The organism is Sphingobacterium sp. GVS05A (assembly GCF_019969845.1).
Taxonomy (GTDB): Bacteria; Bacteroidota; Bacteroidia; order Sphingobacteriales; family Sphingobacteriaceae; genus Sphingobacterium.
This window is the reverse complement of sequence record NZ_JAHXYR010000001.1, coordinates 494979-510999: the sequence shown is the minus strand read 5'-3', so window position 1 is coordinate 510999 and position 16021 is coordinate 494979. Positions and strand designations below refer to the sequence as shown.

Annotated in this window: 18 protein-coding genes and 1 tRNA gene; 7 read left to right on the top strand and 12 right to left on the bottom strand. The window is 37.5% G+C overall.

The window, feature by feature from the left end:
• Positions 1-42: 42 nt before the first annotated feature.
• Together queA and LC454_RS02180 are read left to right on the top strand one after the other, a co-directional pair.
• The gene (gene queA / locus LC454_RS02185; protein WP_120258383.1) at positions 43-1092 is read left to right on the top strand and encodes a tRNA preQ1(34) S-adenosylmethionine ribosyltransferase-isomerase QueA; all 1050 of its coding nucleotides are present in this window, start codon (positions 43-45) and stop codon (positions 1090-1092) included.
• A gap of 84 nt (positions 1093-1176) precedes the next feature.
• Complete coding sequence (locus LC454_RS02180; protein ID WP_223578737.1) at positions 1177-1860, top strand: 2-C-methyl-D-erythritol 4-phosphate cytidylyltransferase; 684 nt, start codon at positions 1177-1179, stop codon at positions 1858-1860.
• Between the two features lie 11 nt (positions 1861-1871).
• Here LC454_RS02180 and LC454_RS02175 read toward each other — a convergent pair whose 3' ends face one another.
• From LC454_RS02175 to LC454_RS02135, 9 genes are all read right to left on the bottom strand, one after another.
• Positions 1872-2027 (bottom strand): lmo0937 family membrane protein, encoded by a 156-nt coding sequence (locus tag LC454_RS02175; RefSeq protein WP_120258385.1) that lies wholly within the window; start codon positions 2025-2027, stop codon positions 1872-1874.
• Positions 2028-2098: 71 nt separating this feature from the next.
• Positions 2099-2875, bottom strand: coding sequence for an MBL fold metallo-hydrolase (locus LC454_RS02170; RefSeq protein ID WP_223578735.1), 777 nt, complete (start codon positions 2873-2875; stop codon positions 2099-2101).
• Entirely contained in the window at positions 2872-3144 is a 273-nt protein-coding gene (locus LC454_RS02165) for a hypothetical protein (protein ID WP_120258387.1), read from the bottom strand. The genes LC454_RS02170 and LC454_RS02165 overlap by 4 nt, the downstream gene beginning before the upstream one ends.
• Before the next feature lie 186 nt (positions 3145-3330).
• A complete protein-coding gene (locus tag LC454_RS02160; RefSeq protein ID WP_223578733.1) occupies positions 3331-4458 on the bottom strand; it encodes a glycosyltransferase in 1128 nt (375 codons plus the stop codon).
• A gap of 5 nt (positions 4459-4463) precedes the next feature.
• A complete protein-coding gene (locus tag LC454_RS02155; RefSeq protein WP_223580172.1) occupies positions 4464-5414 on the bottom strand; it encodes a glycosyltransferase family 2 protein in 951 nt (316 codons plus the stop codon).
• A 98-nt stretch (positions 5415-5512) separates the two neighbouring features.
• On the bottom strand, positions 5513-6115 hold the full coding sequence (locus tag LC454_RS02150) for a DUF4199 domain-containing protein (RefSeq protein WP_120258390.1): 603 nt from the start codon (positions 6113-6115) through the stop codon (positions 5513-5515).
• A 2-nt stretch (positions 6116-6117) separates the two neighbouring features.
• Positions 6118-6792: a hypothetical protein gene (locus LC454_RS02145; RefSeq protein WP_223578731.1), complete on the bottom strand. Its 675-nt coding sequence runs from the start codon at positions 6790-6792 to the stop codon at positions 6118-6120.
• Between the two features lie 3 nt (positions 6793-6795).
• Positions 6796-8064, bottom strand: coding sequence for a dihydroorotase (locus LC454_RS02140; RefSeq protein ID WP_223578722.1), 1269 nt, complete (start codon positions 8062-8064; stop codon positions 6796-6798).
• Positions 8065-8279: 215 nt separating this feature from the next.
• Positions 8280-8849, bottom strand: coding sequence for a UbiX family flavin prenyltransferase (locus LC454_RS02135; RefSeq protein WP_223578721.1), 570 nt, complete (start codon positions 8847-8849; stop codon positions 8280-8282).
• A 335-nt stretch (positions 8850-9184) separates the two neighbouring features.
• Here LC454_RS02135 and LC454_RS02130 point away from each other — a divergent pair, with 335 nt between their 5' ends.
• The gene (locus tag LC454_RS02130; protein ID WP_223578719.1) at positions 9185-9835 is read left to right on the top strand and encodes an ankyrin repeat domain-containing protein; all 651 of its coding nucleotides are present in this window, start codon (positions 9185-9187) and stop codon (positions 9833-9835) included.
• Here LC454_RS02130 and LC454_RS02125 read toward each other — a convergent pair.
• Both LC454_RS02125 and ribD read right to left on the bottom strand, forming a co-directional pair.
• Positions 9832-11115, bottom strand: a complete 1284-nt coding sequence (locus tag LC454_RS02125; protein ID WP_223578717.1) for a DUF2851 family protein — start codon at positions 11113-11115, stop codon at positions 9832-9834. The genes LC454_RS02130 and LC454_RS02125 overlap by 4 nt on opposite strands.
• A 71-nt stretch (positions 11116-11186) precedes the next feature.
• Complete coding sequence (gene ribD / locus LC454_RS02120; protein ID WP_223578715.1) at positions 11187-12230, bottom strand: bifunctional diaminohydroxyphosphoribosylaminopyrimidine deaminase/5-amino-6-(5-phosphoribosylamino)uracil reductase RibD; 1044 nt, start codon at positions 12228-12230, stop codon at positions 11187-11189.
• Between the two features lie 33 nt (positions 12231-12263).
• On the opposite strand from ribD, the gene prmC reads away from it, so the two are divergent.
• Both prmC and LC454_RS02110 read left to right on the top strand, forming a co-directional pair.
• Positions 12264-13124, top strand: a complete 861-nt coding sequence (gene prmC, locus LC454_RS02115) for a peptide chain release factor N(5)-glutamine methyltransferase (RefSeq protein WP_223578713.1) — start codon at positions 12264-12266, stop codon at positions 13122-13124.
• A gap of 118 nt (positions 13125-13242) precedes the next feature.
• Positions 13243-13318 (top strand) — tRNA-Lys (locus LC454_RS02110).
• 189 nt (positions 13319-13507) lie between these two features.
• Here LC454_RS02110 and LC454_RS02105 read toward each other — a convergent pair.
• Positions 13508-13963 carry a hypothetical protein gene (locus tag LC454_RS02105; protein WP_223578711.1) on the bottom strand — a complete coding sequence of 152 codons (456 nt, stop codon included), beginning with the start codon at positions 13961-13963 and terminating at the stop codon, positions 13508-13510.
• A gap of 500 nt (positions 13964-14463) precedes the next feature.
• On the opposite strand from LC454_RS02105, the gene LC454_RS02100 reads away from it, so the two are divergent.
• Together LC454_RS02100 and LC454_RS02095 are read left to right on the top strand one after the other, a co-directional pair.
• Positions 14464-14637, top strand: a complete 174-nt coding sequence (locus LC454_RS02100; protein ID WP_208642464.1) for a hypothetical protein — start codon at positions 14464-14466, stop codon at positions 14635-14637.
• Between the two features lie 303 nt (positions 14638-14940).
• Positions 14941-15984, top strand: coding sequence for a LacI family DNA-binding transcriptional regulator (locus LC454_RS02095; RefSeq protein WP_223578709.1), 1044 nt, complete (start codon positions 14941-14943; stop codon positions 15982-15984).
• Positions 15985-16021: the final 37 nt, after the last annotated feature.

Genomic DNA, 16021 nt, shown 5'->3' with positions numbered 1-16021 from the left:
TAATGCACTGAAAGGCAGACATTAAAATATATATCATTAAAGATGAAGTTATCTCAATTTAAATTCAACTTACCAGAATCATTGCTTGCTTCTGAACCTTCTGAAAATCGTGACGAATCGCGTTTGATGGTCCTACATAAGGATACTGGTAAAATTGAACACAAAATTTTCAAAGATGTATTGGACTATTTTGACGACAAAGACGTCATGATATTAAACAATACAAAAGTTTTTCCAGCTCGCCTATACGGTAATAAAGAAAAAACTGGAGCTACGATTGAAGTTTTCTTGTTACGCGAATTGAACAATGAACTTCGTCTTTGGGATGTATTGGTTGATCCAGCACGTAAAATCCGTGTCGGTAACAAATTGTATTTCGGTGACGATGACTTGTTAGTGGCTGAGGTTGTCGACAATACGACTTCACGTGGACGTACGATCAGATTTTTATTCGATGGTACCGACGAAGAATTCCGTCGCAATATCGAGATATTAGGTGAGACACCACTTCCTAAATATATCAAACGGAAAGCAACTCCAGAAGATAAATTCCGTTACCAAACTATATATGCTAAAAATGAAGGTGCTGTAGCAGCTCCGACTGCTGGTCTTCACTTCTCTCGTGAATTAATGAAACGTTTGGAACTTAAAGGTGTTGATTTCGCTGAAGTAACATTACACGTTGGCCTTGGTACTTTCCGTACAGTGGAAGTTGAAGATCTAACGAAACATAAAATGGATTCTGAACAATTTATTATCACGGATGAAGCTGCAAAAGTAGTAAACAGGGCAATTGATAATAAACGCCGTGTTTGTGCTGTCGGAACGACGTCTATGCGTGCAATCGAATCCTCTGTCTCTGCAGATCATCATTTGAAGGCTGCCTCAGATTGGACAAGTAAATTTATCTATCCTCCTTACGATTTCAGCATTGCGAATTCAATGGTTACCAATTTCCATACTCCGGAATCAACTTTATTGGTAATGATTGCTGCATTTGCAGGCTATGAAAATGTGATGAATGCTTATGAGGTTGCTGTAAAAGAAAAATATAGATTCTACAGTTATGGCGATGCGATGTTGATCATCTAATCAGCTTTAGATAAAAAATATCTCTAAACGTGGGTAGCAACAAACTATCCACGTTTTTTAAATAATAACTTTCAACCACTGTCCATGAATTTTGTCATTATCGTTGCCGCCGGAACTGGGAGTCGTATGAATAGCGATTTACCGAAGCAATTTCTTAATTTAAACGGTGTACCGGTAATTATGCATACCATCGACCATTTTCACCAATCATCAGATATTTCGGAAATTATCTTGGTAATCAGCAAAGAAATGGAACAATTTTGGAAAGATTTATGCTCAAAGCTGCAATATAGCACGCCAGTGCATTTGACTTTTGGTGGTAAAACCCGTTTTGAAAGTGTAAAGAATGGTATTGAATATATTCAAGAAAATTTTGAAGTAGGAGCCACCGATTATATTGCAGTACACGATGGAGCCCGTCCTATCGTCTCCACCTCATTAATTGCCAAGGCATTCCAGGGAGCCTATGACCATAAAGCAATCGTTCTTGCGCAAAAAAGTATCGAATCAGTACGACTTGGCAATAATACATCAAATCATGCTACCGACCGAAATCAGGTTTGGTTAATACAGACCCCGCAGGTATTTCAGGCAGAATTGCTTATAGAAGCTTATCGCCAAAAAGAAGACCCTTTATTTACAGATGATGCTTCGGTTGTCGAAAAGATGGGCAATCGCATTTCGATTGTTGAAGGAGATTCCAAAAATATAAAAATCACCTATTCACAAGACCTACAAATTGCCCAATTTTATTTGCATCTGATATAATACTGAATTGATTAGGCGTTACCGCGAATTACACGCAATAGCACGACGATAATTGCAATCACCAATAGAATGTGAATAATATTTCCACCTCCTGCATAACCTCCAAAAAAGCTGATCGCCCAGATGATCACTAAAATAACGGCGATGATGTACAATAAGTTTCCCATTTCTTTATAATTTAATACCTAATTCTGTTTTTGTATAGGTATAACAACGAGAAATGGACTATAGTTTTATATTAAATAGAATTATCAATATCGATCTGTAGTCTATCGTAAGCCAAGTACATGTTTGGAGGTAGTTCTTGTGAGACTTCAGCATGTAATCCCATCCGGTGTCCAATGTGCGTAAAATAGGTTTTTTCCGCTTGAATATCTTGTGCAAATTCAATGGCTTCCTGCAAGGTCAGATGGGAAATATGGGATTCTTTTTGCAAGGCGTTGACCACCAAAATTTTCACACCCTCCAATAACCGTCTCGATTCCCTAGTAATAAATTTGGCATCTGTAATGTAAGCAAAATCGTCTATCCTAAATCCAAGCACTGGCATTTTATAATGCAATACTTCTATGGGCATGATCTCCTTCCCAAACAAGAGCAATGGCTCACCAGCTTTTATTTCTTCTAGGTCTAACCGAGGAGCACCCGGATATTTAACTTCCGTAAAGGCGTAATAGAACTCTCGTTTTAAGGACTCGTGAAGCGCTTCCGTTCCATAAATAGAGATAGAAGAATGCTGTTGATAATTAAATGCTCTAACATCATCCAGGCCCGCAATATGGTCTTTATGAGAATGTGTCATCAACACCGCATCCAGATGCATTACCTTCTCCCGCAGCATCTGATATCGAAAATCAGGCCCCGTATCTACGACAAGAGTATGATTATTATATTCAACAAGAATGGAAGAACGCAATCGCTTGTCATGTTTGTCTTGAGATTGACAGACTTGACATTGACACGCAATAACGGGTACCCCCTGTGATGTTCCGGTTCCTAAAAATGTTATTCTCAAACTGCTGTTTTTGATTTCAATACCTCTTCATAAATTGGAAAGAGTTTTTCTGAAATGGACTCTAAATCAATCTCTACATCCAACAGAATATTCCATAAAGATTGGATTTTTATCTCCAGATTCGAAAACTTATTCACAACCACAACCTTTGTTGCCTGTAACATACAGGCGCCTGTACGGAATGATCCCTTTTCATACCTAACTTTATAGCCCTGTTCCTTAAAAAACTCCTCTATCTTTGCTAAACTGCTCTGTGTAAACGGCAACAAAATCTCTCCTTCTTTTTAATTTCTTCCTCAGTATTCCAAACTTAGATAAATTTGCTTTTATATACAAATAAATTCAGCCATACGCGTTTATTAGACATTTAAGAGGTCTTTAGAATTTCTCTTTTTTCCAAAGCTTATAATAGATGTATTTCAATCAATCAATCAATCAATCAATCAATCAATCAATCAATCAATCAATTTAAGAAGCTCTTTCCCAAAGGTATCCCAACTATATTTTTTCTTCTCGTCAATGATATTTGTTCTGAATTGTGCTTCTTTATCATGGCGATAAAAAGACGCAATTCCTTCCGCTATGCTATTAACATTTGGTTCCACGACATACCCCACATAACCATCTTGTACCAGCTCAGGTAAGCCCCCTACATTGCTGACAATCATGGGTAAATCAAAGTGGTAAGCAACCTGAGTAATACCACTTTGAGTTGCACTTCGATAGGGCAAAACAACACAATCAGCTGCCGAAAAATACCGTCCAACTTCCTGATTCGGAATAAAATCAGTATGCATATAGATAGACTTTTCCAAATGGTGTTTTTTGATAAGTGCTAAATACGGTGCTGGGTCTCCGTAAAACTCCCCGGCCAACAATAATTTGATATTTAAATCTCGAACCCTTGCATCTGCTAAGGCCTCTAGCAAAACATCCAAACCTTTATATTGTCGGATAAATCCAAAAAATAAAATAACTCTATCTTGCTGATCAATATTGAGCAATTTACGAGCATCGAGTTTGCTCAAGTGAAGACCATAATTATCATAAAGAGGATGTGGCGTATAGACAGCTGGCATCTGTGGGCTCAACATTTTTAAGTCAGCCAGTACACTTTTGCTCATGGTAACACAGGCATCAACTGATTTTAAGAAATAACGGATTAATAACTTATCTCCAAATCTTTGCTCGTGAGGAATGATATTATCTGCGATACAGACAATTTTGGTATGTTTATTTTTCCGTACCTGTCGTTGAATAGTACCTAGGCAAGGTCCAAAAAAGGGCATCCAAAAGCGAACGATAAGTAAATCATATTTCGCCCTCCTTAGTTCCCCGCCCACCTTAAACCAATTCAGCGGATTGATTGAATTAACTTTCGTCTGTATATTCAGGCCAGCTGGAGCCGGTTCATCTGAGTATTGAGATTTACCTGGAAAGAGAAAATTGGGATATTGTAATGTAAAAGAGTAAATATCAACCTCATGCCCCAATTCTTGAAGGTGGGTCGCCAATCGTTCGTTGAAAGAAGCGATCCCCCCTCCCCTCAAAGGATAGGCAGACCCCAGAATCACAATACGCATAATGATTAAATGACTTTTTCGATTTGATAATCATTTCGATCCGAACTACTTCTTGAAACCAGTTCAGCTAAAAATCCGGTCAAAAACAATTGAGTTCCTAGAATAATCGCCGTCAATGCAAAGAAAAATAATGGCTGATCAGTGATATCCCTAAATGGCGTACCACTGGCAATGCTCATCAGTTTGTGACAGACTAAATAGACGGAAATAAATAAACCGGCTAGAAAACTCATAACACCCATGACACCAAAGAAATGCATTGGCCGCTTAGCGAACTTTCCAACAAAAAATATAGACAGCAGATCTAAAAATCCTTTAACAAAGCGTCCTGGTCCAAATTTCGTTGTACCATATTTACGTGGATAATGTTGAACGATTTGCTCCTGAATATTCGTAAATCCAGCCCACTTTGCAATGACTGGAATATAACGGTGCATTTCACCATACACCTCTATATTTTTGACAACTTCCTTCTTGTAAGCCTTAAGTCCACAATTAAAATCATGTAAATTGTGAATCCCCGACATTGATCTCGTTACGCCATTGAATAATTTGGTCGGAATTGTTTTTGTGAGTGGATCATAACGTTTTTGTTTCCATCCTGAAACTAGATCAGCTCCTTTATTCATAATTCGGTCATACAACTCCGGAATCTCATCCGGACTATCCTGTAAATCCGCATCCATGGTGATCACAACATCACCCTGAGCTGCTGCAAATCCTACATTTAAAGCAGCGGATTTCCCATAGTTACGTCTGAATTTGATGGCCGAAATATTGCCATTTTGCAATTTTAATTCTTCAATGATCTTCCAAGAGTTGTCTTTACTTCCATCATCAACCAGAATGATTTCATAAGAGAAATGATTGGCCGCCATGACACGGTCAATCCAAGCGGTCAATTCGGGTAAAGATTCTTCTTCATTAAATAATGGAACAACAATAGAAATATCCATGTGAATGTTAATCATGCTAAAAATGTACTATTTTAATACAAACAAAGGTATTACTTTTCTCAGCAATACCTTGTAGACTATATTTTATTTTATAAAACCTAATTACTTTGCTGCACAAATGCTGGCTTTTCTCTTTTTGAGAGCGCCGATAACAACAATGCAAACACAAACTGAAATAACAGTGTGATAGCCAAACCCTTAAAGATTTGACCCAAGGTTATCTTTCCAATCGCATCAACTTGTTTTTCCAATTCCGCAATTTTTGAATCTATGACCTCATCAGGTACATTATTCTTTTCCATATATTCAATGGTCACATTGATGGTGTGCGTGACGACTTTTTCCTGCAAAGTCGGATTCACAAAGTTAACATACACCTGCGTCCCTATAGTAGAAATAATCGTCGAGATAGCCAACATCATAAAGATGGATTTGAGCGCTATGGAAAAACTCCAATAACCACCATTTGCTTTTCTAAGAGAAAAAGAAAATAGTGCAGAGATAATAACAAAAATGCCTGTATTGACAATAAAGGACATAGACATAACTCCCCAGAAGGAATTCAGGTCCTTAACAACAAAAAGAACGATCAGTCCAAGAACGAAGGAAATCACGCCTAAAACAATGCCATAGATAATACTCTTCTTCTTGTCAATTACTGCATCGAATCCGGCATTACTGGGGTTGATTGAATCTGCCATAATTATTTACTATAATAAGTACTAAGAACTTTGTAGAGCGCCAAATCAAATGCTTTATTGCTTGACGCAGCAGTGTACTCCTCAAATTGCTTATCATCTGGTTTCAATTCACCAAAGAAACTCATTACCGGATAGAACAATTCATAAACTTCGCTTCGAGGATTAATTCCCTTAGACACTTTTGCAATTTCAGCATAGGGACTATCTACCAAAATCTGGTTAGCAATGATATCCTCATAAATTTCATGTTCATCTTGAAACTCATCTTCATCAACCAGTAAAAACTCTTTTAAGAAATCATCTAGTTCAGGCTCGATCTCGTCATCTTTGCATTCACCTAAATAAAGGAAAATATTCAGTAACTCCGTTCCACGGTCTATCGTTTCATCTTCAATGGCTTCCCATTCTTCAGAATCCAAGTAGTCATCCTCAAGCTTGAGTACATCACTAGAAAAGAAATTCATCAATAATAAGTCGACATAGACTTCACGAAGTTCATCAAACAAAGGATAGTCGTCAAAAGACTGGTCTAGCAACTCCAATTTCTCCAGATAAGTCGCATCTGTATTGAATACTTGGATCAGTTTCTCTAGAAATTCTGGGGCGGTGGAAATCCCATCAACCTTTCCATAATTTAAAACACCCGCTTCTACAGCAGCTTTTATATTTGCTTCCATGGTTTAATCGTTTTTAATGATTTGATTATTATTGATAACCAATTCGACAGCCCCCTTTAAAGTCTGCCCGAATAGTGGAGAATTTTTTGATTTGGATCTATTTGTCTTTTCATCGAAATTCCAAGATTTCGCAAGATCAAACAAAACTAGATTTGCGATAGCACCTTCTTTAATCTGCGGAATAGCTAAGCCAAGAATTTGTCTTGGTCTAACAGCGAGACTGTTTACAATCTGCTCATCATTTAGTCCGGCACGAACTAACAACGGCAATACTGTTTGTAATCCGATAATACCGTTTTTAGCAATATGAAATTCCACATTTTTATATTCTATTTCCTGTGGAGTATGTTGTGATACCACCGCATCTATTACACCATCCTTTACACCTTTTATCAACGCTTTCGCATCGGCTTTGGTCCTCAATGGTGGGCTTACTTTATAATTGCTATCAAAACCAACGATATCCTCATCCGTAAATACCAATTGATGTGCGGCTACATCACAAGTTACCCGAAGACCCTTGGCTTTCGCTTTTTTAATTAAATCTACAGCTTCGGGTGTACTGATCGATGCAAAATGGATTGGAGCTTCTGTATATTCGGCTAGATAAAGATCGCGTGAAACCATCAATGATTCCGCGAGATTAGGAATTCCTTTCATTCCCAAATAAGTGCTCATTGTGCCCTCATTCATTTTATTCCCCCCTGCCATAGACTCATCTTCAGCATGTGAAAAGATCAGTCCTTCAAATCCTTTTGCATACAACAAAGCTCTACTCATTAATCCAGCTTGTTGCACGCTCTTATTTCCATCACTGAATGCAACAGCCCCATTTTGCTTCATATCGTACAGCTCGGCCATTTCTTTGCCCTCACGCTTCTTACTAATAGCACCAATGGGATGTACATCGACAATATTCCCTTTTGCGGCATTAACGACAAGCGCCACCTCAGAACGACTTTGAATTGCGGGTTCAGTATTCGGCATCACTGCCACGGCAGTAAAACCTCCAGCAGCGGCGGCGGCCGTTCCTGTTCGGATATCTTCTTTTGTCTCTAAGCCCGGCTCCCCAAAATTGGCGTGCAAATCGAAAAATCCAGGCGATAAAATCTTACCTGTTCCATCGATTGTCTCTACGTTTTTATCAGCTACTTTGATGGTTTTTCCAATCTGTGCAATCTTGCCTTTTTCGATAAATACATCAACAGTCTGCTGATGATATTCGTTACCCGGCAAAATTACTTTAACAGAAGTAATCAATAAGCTTTTCATATATGAATGTGATTGAAATTAATAGGATACAAATTGTCTGTTGAAGCATGTAGCGTGTTCCATGATGATAAACAAAAAACGAATTTATCGCTATAAATTGTATAGCTATAAACGGATTTTTCGCGTGATGCTTTTGATTGCTTCATTTCGAGAAACAAAGTTACAAAATACAATTTTATTATAGAACACTAAAAATAGATTTCAGTGAACATTCCCTAGGAATTTTCTCCCCACTGATAATGTTTAAAATCAAATCTCGCTAAACTTAAAATGCGATCGACCACAGTCTCAGCCAACTCCTCCAAAGTTTTTGGCAGGCTATAGAAAGATGGAGAAGCGGGACAAATAATTCCACCAGCCTCCGTAACCAGTTTCATATTCTGAATATGGATAATACTTAATGGTGTCTCCCGCGTAACCAAAATAAGCTTTCGTCTTTCCTTTAACATCACATCCGCTGCACGGGTAGTAAGATCTGAAGAAGTTCCATAGGCAATTCTTGAAAGGGTTCCCATAGAACAAGGACAGACAATCATAGTGTCAAAACGCGCCGAACCCGATGCAAATGGCGCAAAAAAATCATTTTTATCGTAGAACTTGAAAGGCACATCTTGATAGCTCTCGTCTCCCAATTCAGCCCGCCACACATCCTTCGCATTATTTGACATCACAATCCCGACCTCAGCTAGCTGAGATTTTAGTGAATTCAGTTTTTCCAGCAACAACTTCGCATATATAGAGCCGCTAGCTCCTGTAATAGCAACAACAATCTTTCTTTTGGACATTTCCTTTAAATATAAAACAAAGCTATAAAAAAAGGGTCGAAGTGAGAAACACTCGACCCTACATCTACCTATGAAAAACATGCCCTTGGGAGGGGCTTAACAAAAGTACATCTACTTTTTAATTTTCAAAAATATTCTATGAATTACTACACATTTGTGTATATAAATTTTCCAAAAAATGCCCATTTCAGTCCTATTCCCATCCCAATTATTCTAAAATTTTATCTCCCGGCCATTTACAGCACGCTGATTTGGGAAATAAATTCGCTATTCAAACAGTTATTTTCATTAATAAAACCTATTTTAGTGGAATAGTTACGCAATTATATTTGAAAATGAATCTTTCTGTTTTAGAGCAATATATTGAAGAAGGAAAAAGTCACGACATCGATCTATTATTGATCGGAAACCCTGAATTATTACAAGAGACAACCAGCCATGGCATTTCCCCCTTATTATTAGCATGTTATTATAACAAACCGCAAATTATCCGGATACTTTTACAACACACCAAGTCGATGACCATCCACGAGGCCTGTGCTGCAGGATTAACCGCTTACGTGGAAGCAATTATCCAACAGGCACCATCTGTTGTCAACGAATGGTCTTCCCATGGTTTTACACCGTTGACACTTGCAACCTATTTCAACAAAGCTGATATCGTCCGTCTATTATTATCCAAGAAAGTAAACCCAAATGTTGCTAGTAGAAACGAACAGCTTGCTTACCCCCTACATATTGCTGCATCAAATAATAATGAGGAAATCGGTAAAATGCTTATTGAAGCCGATGCTGATGTTAATGCAGTCCAAGCAACAGGTGAAACTGCATTACATTTTGCTGCCCAACATGGAAATATCGACTTCATTGTAGCCTTATTGGAATTCGGCGCAGACACCCAAATTGTCAACCTAGCAGGATTTACACCAGCAGACCTCGCTTTGGAAAAAGGATATAAAGAAATCGCCGAAATACTTGCGAATTAACCGCTTCTCAAAATTTCGGCACCAATCCTACAATGAAGACATTGCTTCTTGTCGCAGTATAATTTCTTCAACTGTAATATTGCCTGGCTTTGAGAGGCATTTTCAGCAGCCCATTCGAATTCTTCAAACCGTTTTACGATCGTATTTTTTTCAGCAGGTAGCGTCTCCATAAAGTGGATAGCTCTGTCGATATATTTCTCTATCCTATAATACTTCCCATAAGCAAAAAGAAAGAGTACTACTGCATTAACAAGGAGAATATCAATTGTACCTTTTCCTATTTTCCCAGAATGTTCAATGGACGCCTTTCCTCCTAATGAAAAACGACACTTCCAATATTCATTTAACGGTTCTATACTAAACAACGATCTTGCATCCTCAACATTCTCTAAGCTTAAAATAGTTGAAAGACTTAATGATTTCTGACTAAACAACGCGACCAACTGCGCGATTCGAATTTCAGGAAAATTATAAGGTCTCATTCTCAACTTTTTCCATCCCCCGTTTACCACTACAATTTCATGAATACGCTGCTGATAAATAAACTCTTTGTAGAGTGAATTAGCGTATTCATCATCTCCTTCACTGGGTAAAACGCCACCCGTTCCAAAAAAAATCGCTTCCACCTTCAATATATCAGAACGATATTTATGTAATAAGGTCAATGGAAGCTTCTCTCCAAGCTCCTGAAATACTTCAGCATTCACCTTTAGCCCCATGCATCTACACATCCAGATCCAGAAAACCTTCTCCCAATCATTTTCATAATCAGCCAACAAATCAAAGATCACCTGAACTTTCATTTCCAAGCGCTCATAAGACAAGGCATCCAACCACATCGTCTTCTTTAACGAATCAACAGAACTAAGCTGTGACTGACAAGGAATCCAGTTTGTCGCATTCATCATCGTCGAATATTTATTGAGTAAATGCGGATCTACATATTCCGAAAGCAAGATCGTCGGAATAAAACTTCCATCCCTGCGGTGTATGATTTTATCATTTATCCAAACAACATGAAGTATGACATTATTATAAGCAACATCATCCTGATGCTGGTGTCGATCCCAGTCCGACGAACGAATATGAACTTCAATATTTCCATGCCATTCCTTGTCTCCAAGTCTGATATGAGACATTAAAAAATCTGGCCCAGCGTTCAGGTTATGCTGACCAAGGTTTATCACAGTCAACGGCTCTCCATCACTAGATAGCAATCCTATTGTATTGAATAGCCGTAGTTTCCAGATAAACTGCATTAAGTTTTCTGTCACCACCATAATTGTATTCTAAAAAATTAGATCCTGCAGATCAAAGGTTTATAATTTCCTAAATATACAATTTATCGGAATCATTTCACATAAACTACAAGCAAATCGTTGGAAATCATTTGTTTTTCAAGAACCCTACCATTTAATTTTGGAGCAGATATACCAGTATACAGTTCTTTCTCAGATTGAAATACCCTTGCTTCATCCCAGAGACCAGCATCAATAAATGTTTGTAGGGTCTTCGCTCCGCCTTCAATGATAATAGACTGCACATCCATCAGGTACAATTGATAAAGAATGCTTTGTGGTAAATAGAGACCATAGTTTTCAAGTTCAATATGTTTAATATGGCCTTGCCAGTCAGTTTTTTTTGCATTAAACACAATGGTATCAGCTTTTTCATCAAAAATCTTAGCCGCAGGTGAAATGACCAAATCTCGATCTATCAACACACGGATTGGATTTTTACCTTTCCAATGCCTAACGGTCAAACTGGGATTGTCAATCCGGGCAGTATTTGTCCCTACTAAAATTGCATCCTCTTCTGCGCGCCAGCGATGAGTCAATTGTTGGCTAGCTGCGTTGCTAATCCAAACCTGTTTATCCTCTTGACCTATCAAGCCATCTTTAGATTGGGCCCATTTTAAAATAACATAAGGGCGGTGTTGACTAATTCGTGTAAAAAAACGGCGGTTGAGCCAGATCGCTTCTTTCTCTAAAAGCCCAATTTCAACCTCAATACCAGCCTCTTTTAGTATTTCAATACCTTTCCCATTGACCTTTGCATAAGGATCCAAACAAGCTATAAAAACCTTCAGCGGTTTTAGGTCAGCGATCATATTCGCACAAGGCGGTGTCTTACCATAATGTGCACAAGGCTCAAGACTTACATAAAATGTACTTGCAGCCAATAATTCTTTTGCCGTATCACCGTACCTGTCCAACACCTGACTAACAGCATTCACTTCAGCATGAGGACCTCCGTAAGGGGAAGTATACCCCTCCCCTATAATTTGGTCGTCATGAACGATAACTGCACCCACCATGGGGTTGGGGCTGACAGATCCGGCTCCTAGCTGAGCGAGATCCAAGCAGCGTTGCATATATTGCCTGTGCATATTCATAATGCAAATCTATGAAAATCGTACCTTTGACGCATGAGAATACTTCAAGATTTCGAATTAACGTTTCAACATGAATTAAATTCCATATATGACAAGGACGAAATAAAATCCATATTTCTACTTGTTGTGGAAGAACTATTGGGTATAAAAAGAATAGGATATCAATTGAAAAAAGGGGATTTAGTATCAGAATTGGATGCTATTCGCTTTCGGGACATCGTTCAGGATCTCAAAAAAAACAAGCCTATTCAATATATTTTAAGTAAGGCCGATTTTTATGGGGAATTTTTCGAAGTAAATGAATCGGTTCTGATACCGAGACAAGAAACAGAGGAACTTGTTGATTTAATCATAAAAAAACACGCTAGCTCATTTGGGTTAAAGGTCATTGATATTGGAACTGGTTCGGGGTGCATTCCTATTATTTTATCAAAGCACCTAAATCAGGCCCAGGTGGCCACAGTGGATATTTCCAAAGAAGCCATCAATACCGCCAAAAAAAATGCGCAACGACTAGGGGAAACCATTCATTTCATCAATGCCGATATTTTAGAATGGGATTACGTTTTTTCAGACCAACGATACGATATTATCGTCTCCAATCCCCCCTATATTACGCCAAATGAAAAACAGTATATGCAACAGAACGTAATAGCTTACGAACCTGAGCTCGCTTTATTCATTGAAGAAAGTGCACCATTGATCTTTTATGATGTAATTTCCTCTTTTGCATTAAAACATTTGGTACCTAATGGCGATCTTTATTTTGAGATTAATCAATACCTGGGACCGGAAACAAAGGAACTCATAGAGAAAAAAGGCTTCGATCAGGTTCAGCTTATCAAGGATATCAATGGTGCTAACAGGATAATTCATGCAAAAAAGAGGGGCTAGTAAAAAATAATCTTTTTATTTATTAGACAGTTACCGCCGATAAAGCAAATTTTAAAACCAATAATTTGGAGCATATCGAAAGAAATTATACCTTTGCATCACTTTCAAAAATAGAAAGGATTCCGTAGCTCAGCTGGTAGAGCAATACACTTTTAATGTATGGGTCCTGGGTTCGAATCCCAGCGGGATCACCAAAAGAAAAAAGCTAGTCGCAAGATTAGCTTTTCTTGTTTAAGGATACTAGGATTCTAAAGAAGGGTCGGCCAGGTTCGATCCAATGGGGCTCAAGAATATGCTCGGGAACTGTGGGACTGAGCCAATCCCAGCGGGATCACCCCAAAAAAAAACTAATCGCAAGATTAGCTTTTTTTTGTTTAGACAGCTCAGAGTTCGAGCTGTAGTAACTTAATAAAACTCACAACACTTACTTCAAAAACACTCCTAAGTTCATCAAAATTGAACCTTTGTTCAAAGCTAACATTGGTTATGTCAGATATTTCTATCACTTCGAACTCAATATCATCCATCCCAGTTCCAAAAATAATTTCTCGATTAAGTTTATAACTCTTATCATCATCGATTTGCAGTATGATGCTTAAAGTTATATCATTAGGTCGCTGTCCATTCTCATCCTCTACATCCTCTTTAAACGTATATGATATAGAAAACGTAAATATTTCTTTTTTACCTCCTTCGAGCGAATGAAGTATAAAGTTGTTCTTTTTTCCATAAATCACCTCTTTCTTTACTAATGATTCTACACCTGATTTAAGTAAACCAATATTTAGATCATTTTCTATTCGCAAAATTTCTCTATTTATAAATGATTTTAAATTCATTAGATTTTATCTATAATTTACATCCATACTCACATTATTTCTTTGCAGATAATCATCAACAGATTTAAGGCTTCCATGCTCCTTCCCATCTTGTATTATTTTTCTAAATTACCCAAATTTCCCACATCAACTTATTAAAATATCGGTAACATCAATTTTTTCAAAAAACTTAGCTACTCGACTATTTAACTTGAGTTTTATCGAAAGCCCCAGCGTACTTCCGGCCCTTTTAAAGTGATCAATACCTCTTAAGCTAATACAGGAGCCGATTCAAGTTTAACCCCTCTAACAACTCGACCAACCCCCATTAGACTCTCCAGAATGCTATATTCACGTTGAATAACTAAAGGAATTGGAAAGAATGGCTAGCCAAATTCGATCCATAGGAGACTCAGTAAGGTGCACAGAAACCATAAAACTGAGCTATTCGCGAGATATATTGAAAACTATTTGCATTTTAAATTGTCGTTATTATATAGAAAACAAATAATAGATCCATTATGAAAAAAATAGTGCCTTTCTCCTTGATGTCAAGTACGCTATTATTAATGACAAGTTGCTCTGTGATAGAGAGTATTTTTAAAGCCGGTGTTTGGACAGGTATACTCATCGTTGTTGTTGTCGTTGCGCTTGTCATCTGGCTAATCAGTAAGCTTTTCGGCGGGTCTAAATAATATGCAGGAAGGAATCTTTCATGAAAATTGAAAGATTCCAGACCCTCTGTTCATTTTCCACTTCGACCTCCTTTTATCTAGATCCTCCTCCTCAACTCCCATAGATAAGTCTTTTACATTGAATTACTACCGGTTTTTGCAAACTCCATTTGAAAACCTCTTTTTTATGTTATCTTTATAATTTAATAATTCATCATCTGAGTACAATTAAACCTGCGAAGCAGCATTCATAAAAATAAATCATGCCCTATTCAATAGCGAATAGCGCATGAACAATGATAAGAAATGGAGAGGAAAGAGAACATGAAAAGAATTACCTTAAAAGAGATTGGAAAGCAATTAAACCTGTCACCGGGAACTATTTCCAAGGCGCTTAATGATAGTCATGAAATCAGTGCGGAAACAAAAAAAATGATTTTAGCTTACACACAGAAGATTAACTATATACCAAACTTTTCAGCTAAAAGTCTAAAAACTGGACGCTCAAATACACTGGCTATTATCGTCCCTTTTATTTCAAGCTCGTTCTTCTTCGATTTCTACGAAGAAATCTCCCTGATATTATCCCAAACAAATTATCAGTTAATCTTACTCCAGACGTTCAACGATGAAAAAAAAGAAAAAGAAGCACTGGAACTCTGCGTACAAAGTAATATTGATGGTATCATCATTTCACCCGTAAAAAATGACTCCAGCTTATCTTTGTTGATGTATATCATGGAGCAGATATGCCCGATCATTATTTTTGACAGAATAAATCACCAACTTGACACCTTTAAAATCGGCATACAAAATAACAAGGTTATCTATCAAGCGACAGAAGAAATGATAAAAAATGGTCGCAAAAACATCATTTTACTGCTGTGCAAAGACATTGGAGGTAATACCAGCAGAATCAAAGGCTACAAAGATGCACTCTTCAATTGCTCAATTCCTTATAACGAACAAAATATTGTAGAAATATCTTATTCAAGTCCTAAAGATGACATTGATGAAGAGCTCGAAAGAAAAATAAGCAGCTTATTAAGCAACCCCATACCTCCAGATGCACTCCTATCGACCACGGACACTTTATCATTAAAGGTCTTACATATTTTAAATAAGTTAGCTGTAAAGATTCCAGAAAATATGAATTTAATCGGCTTCAGCAACACACCTTTTGCGAATAGCTTAAACCCATCCTTGACAACTATTACCCAACCAACACGTCTTATGGCGGATAGATCCGTTGAGCTACTGCTAGAGATGTTAAAAAATAGAAATAAAAAAAATTATTTCGAATTTGAAACTTATTTTTTAGACTGTAAAATAGAACATCGAAAATCAACTTCTGTATTTCGTGAATAAGTAGCGATCTTTTTTAAACCAATATGAAATAGATGTT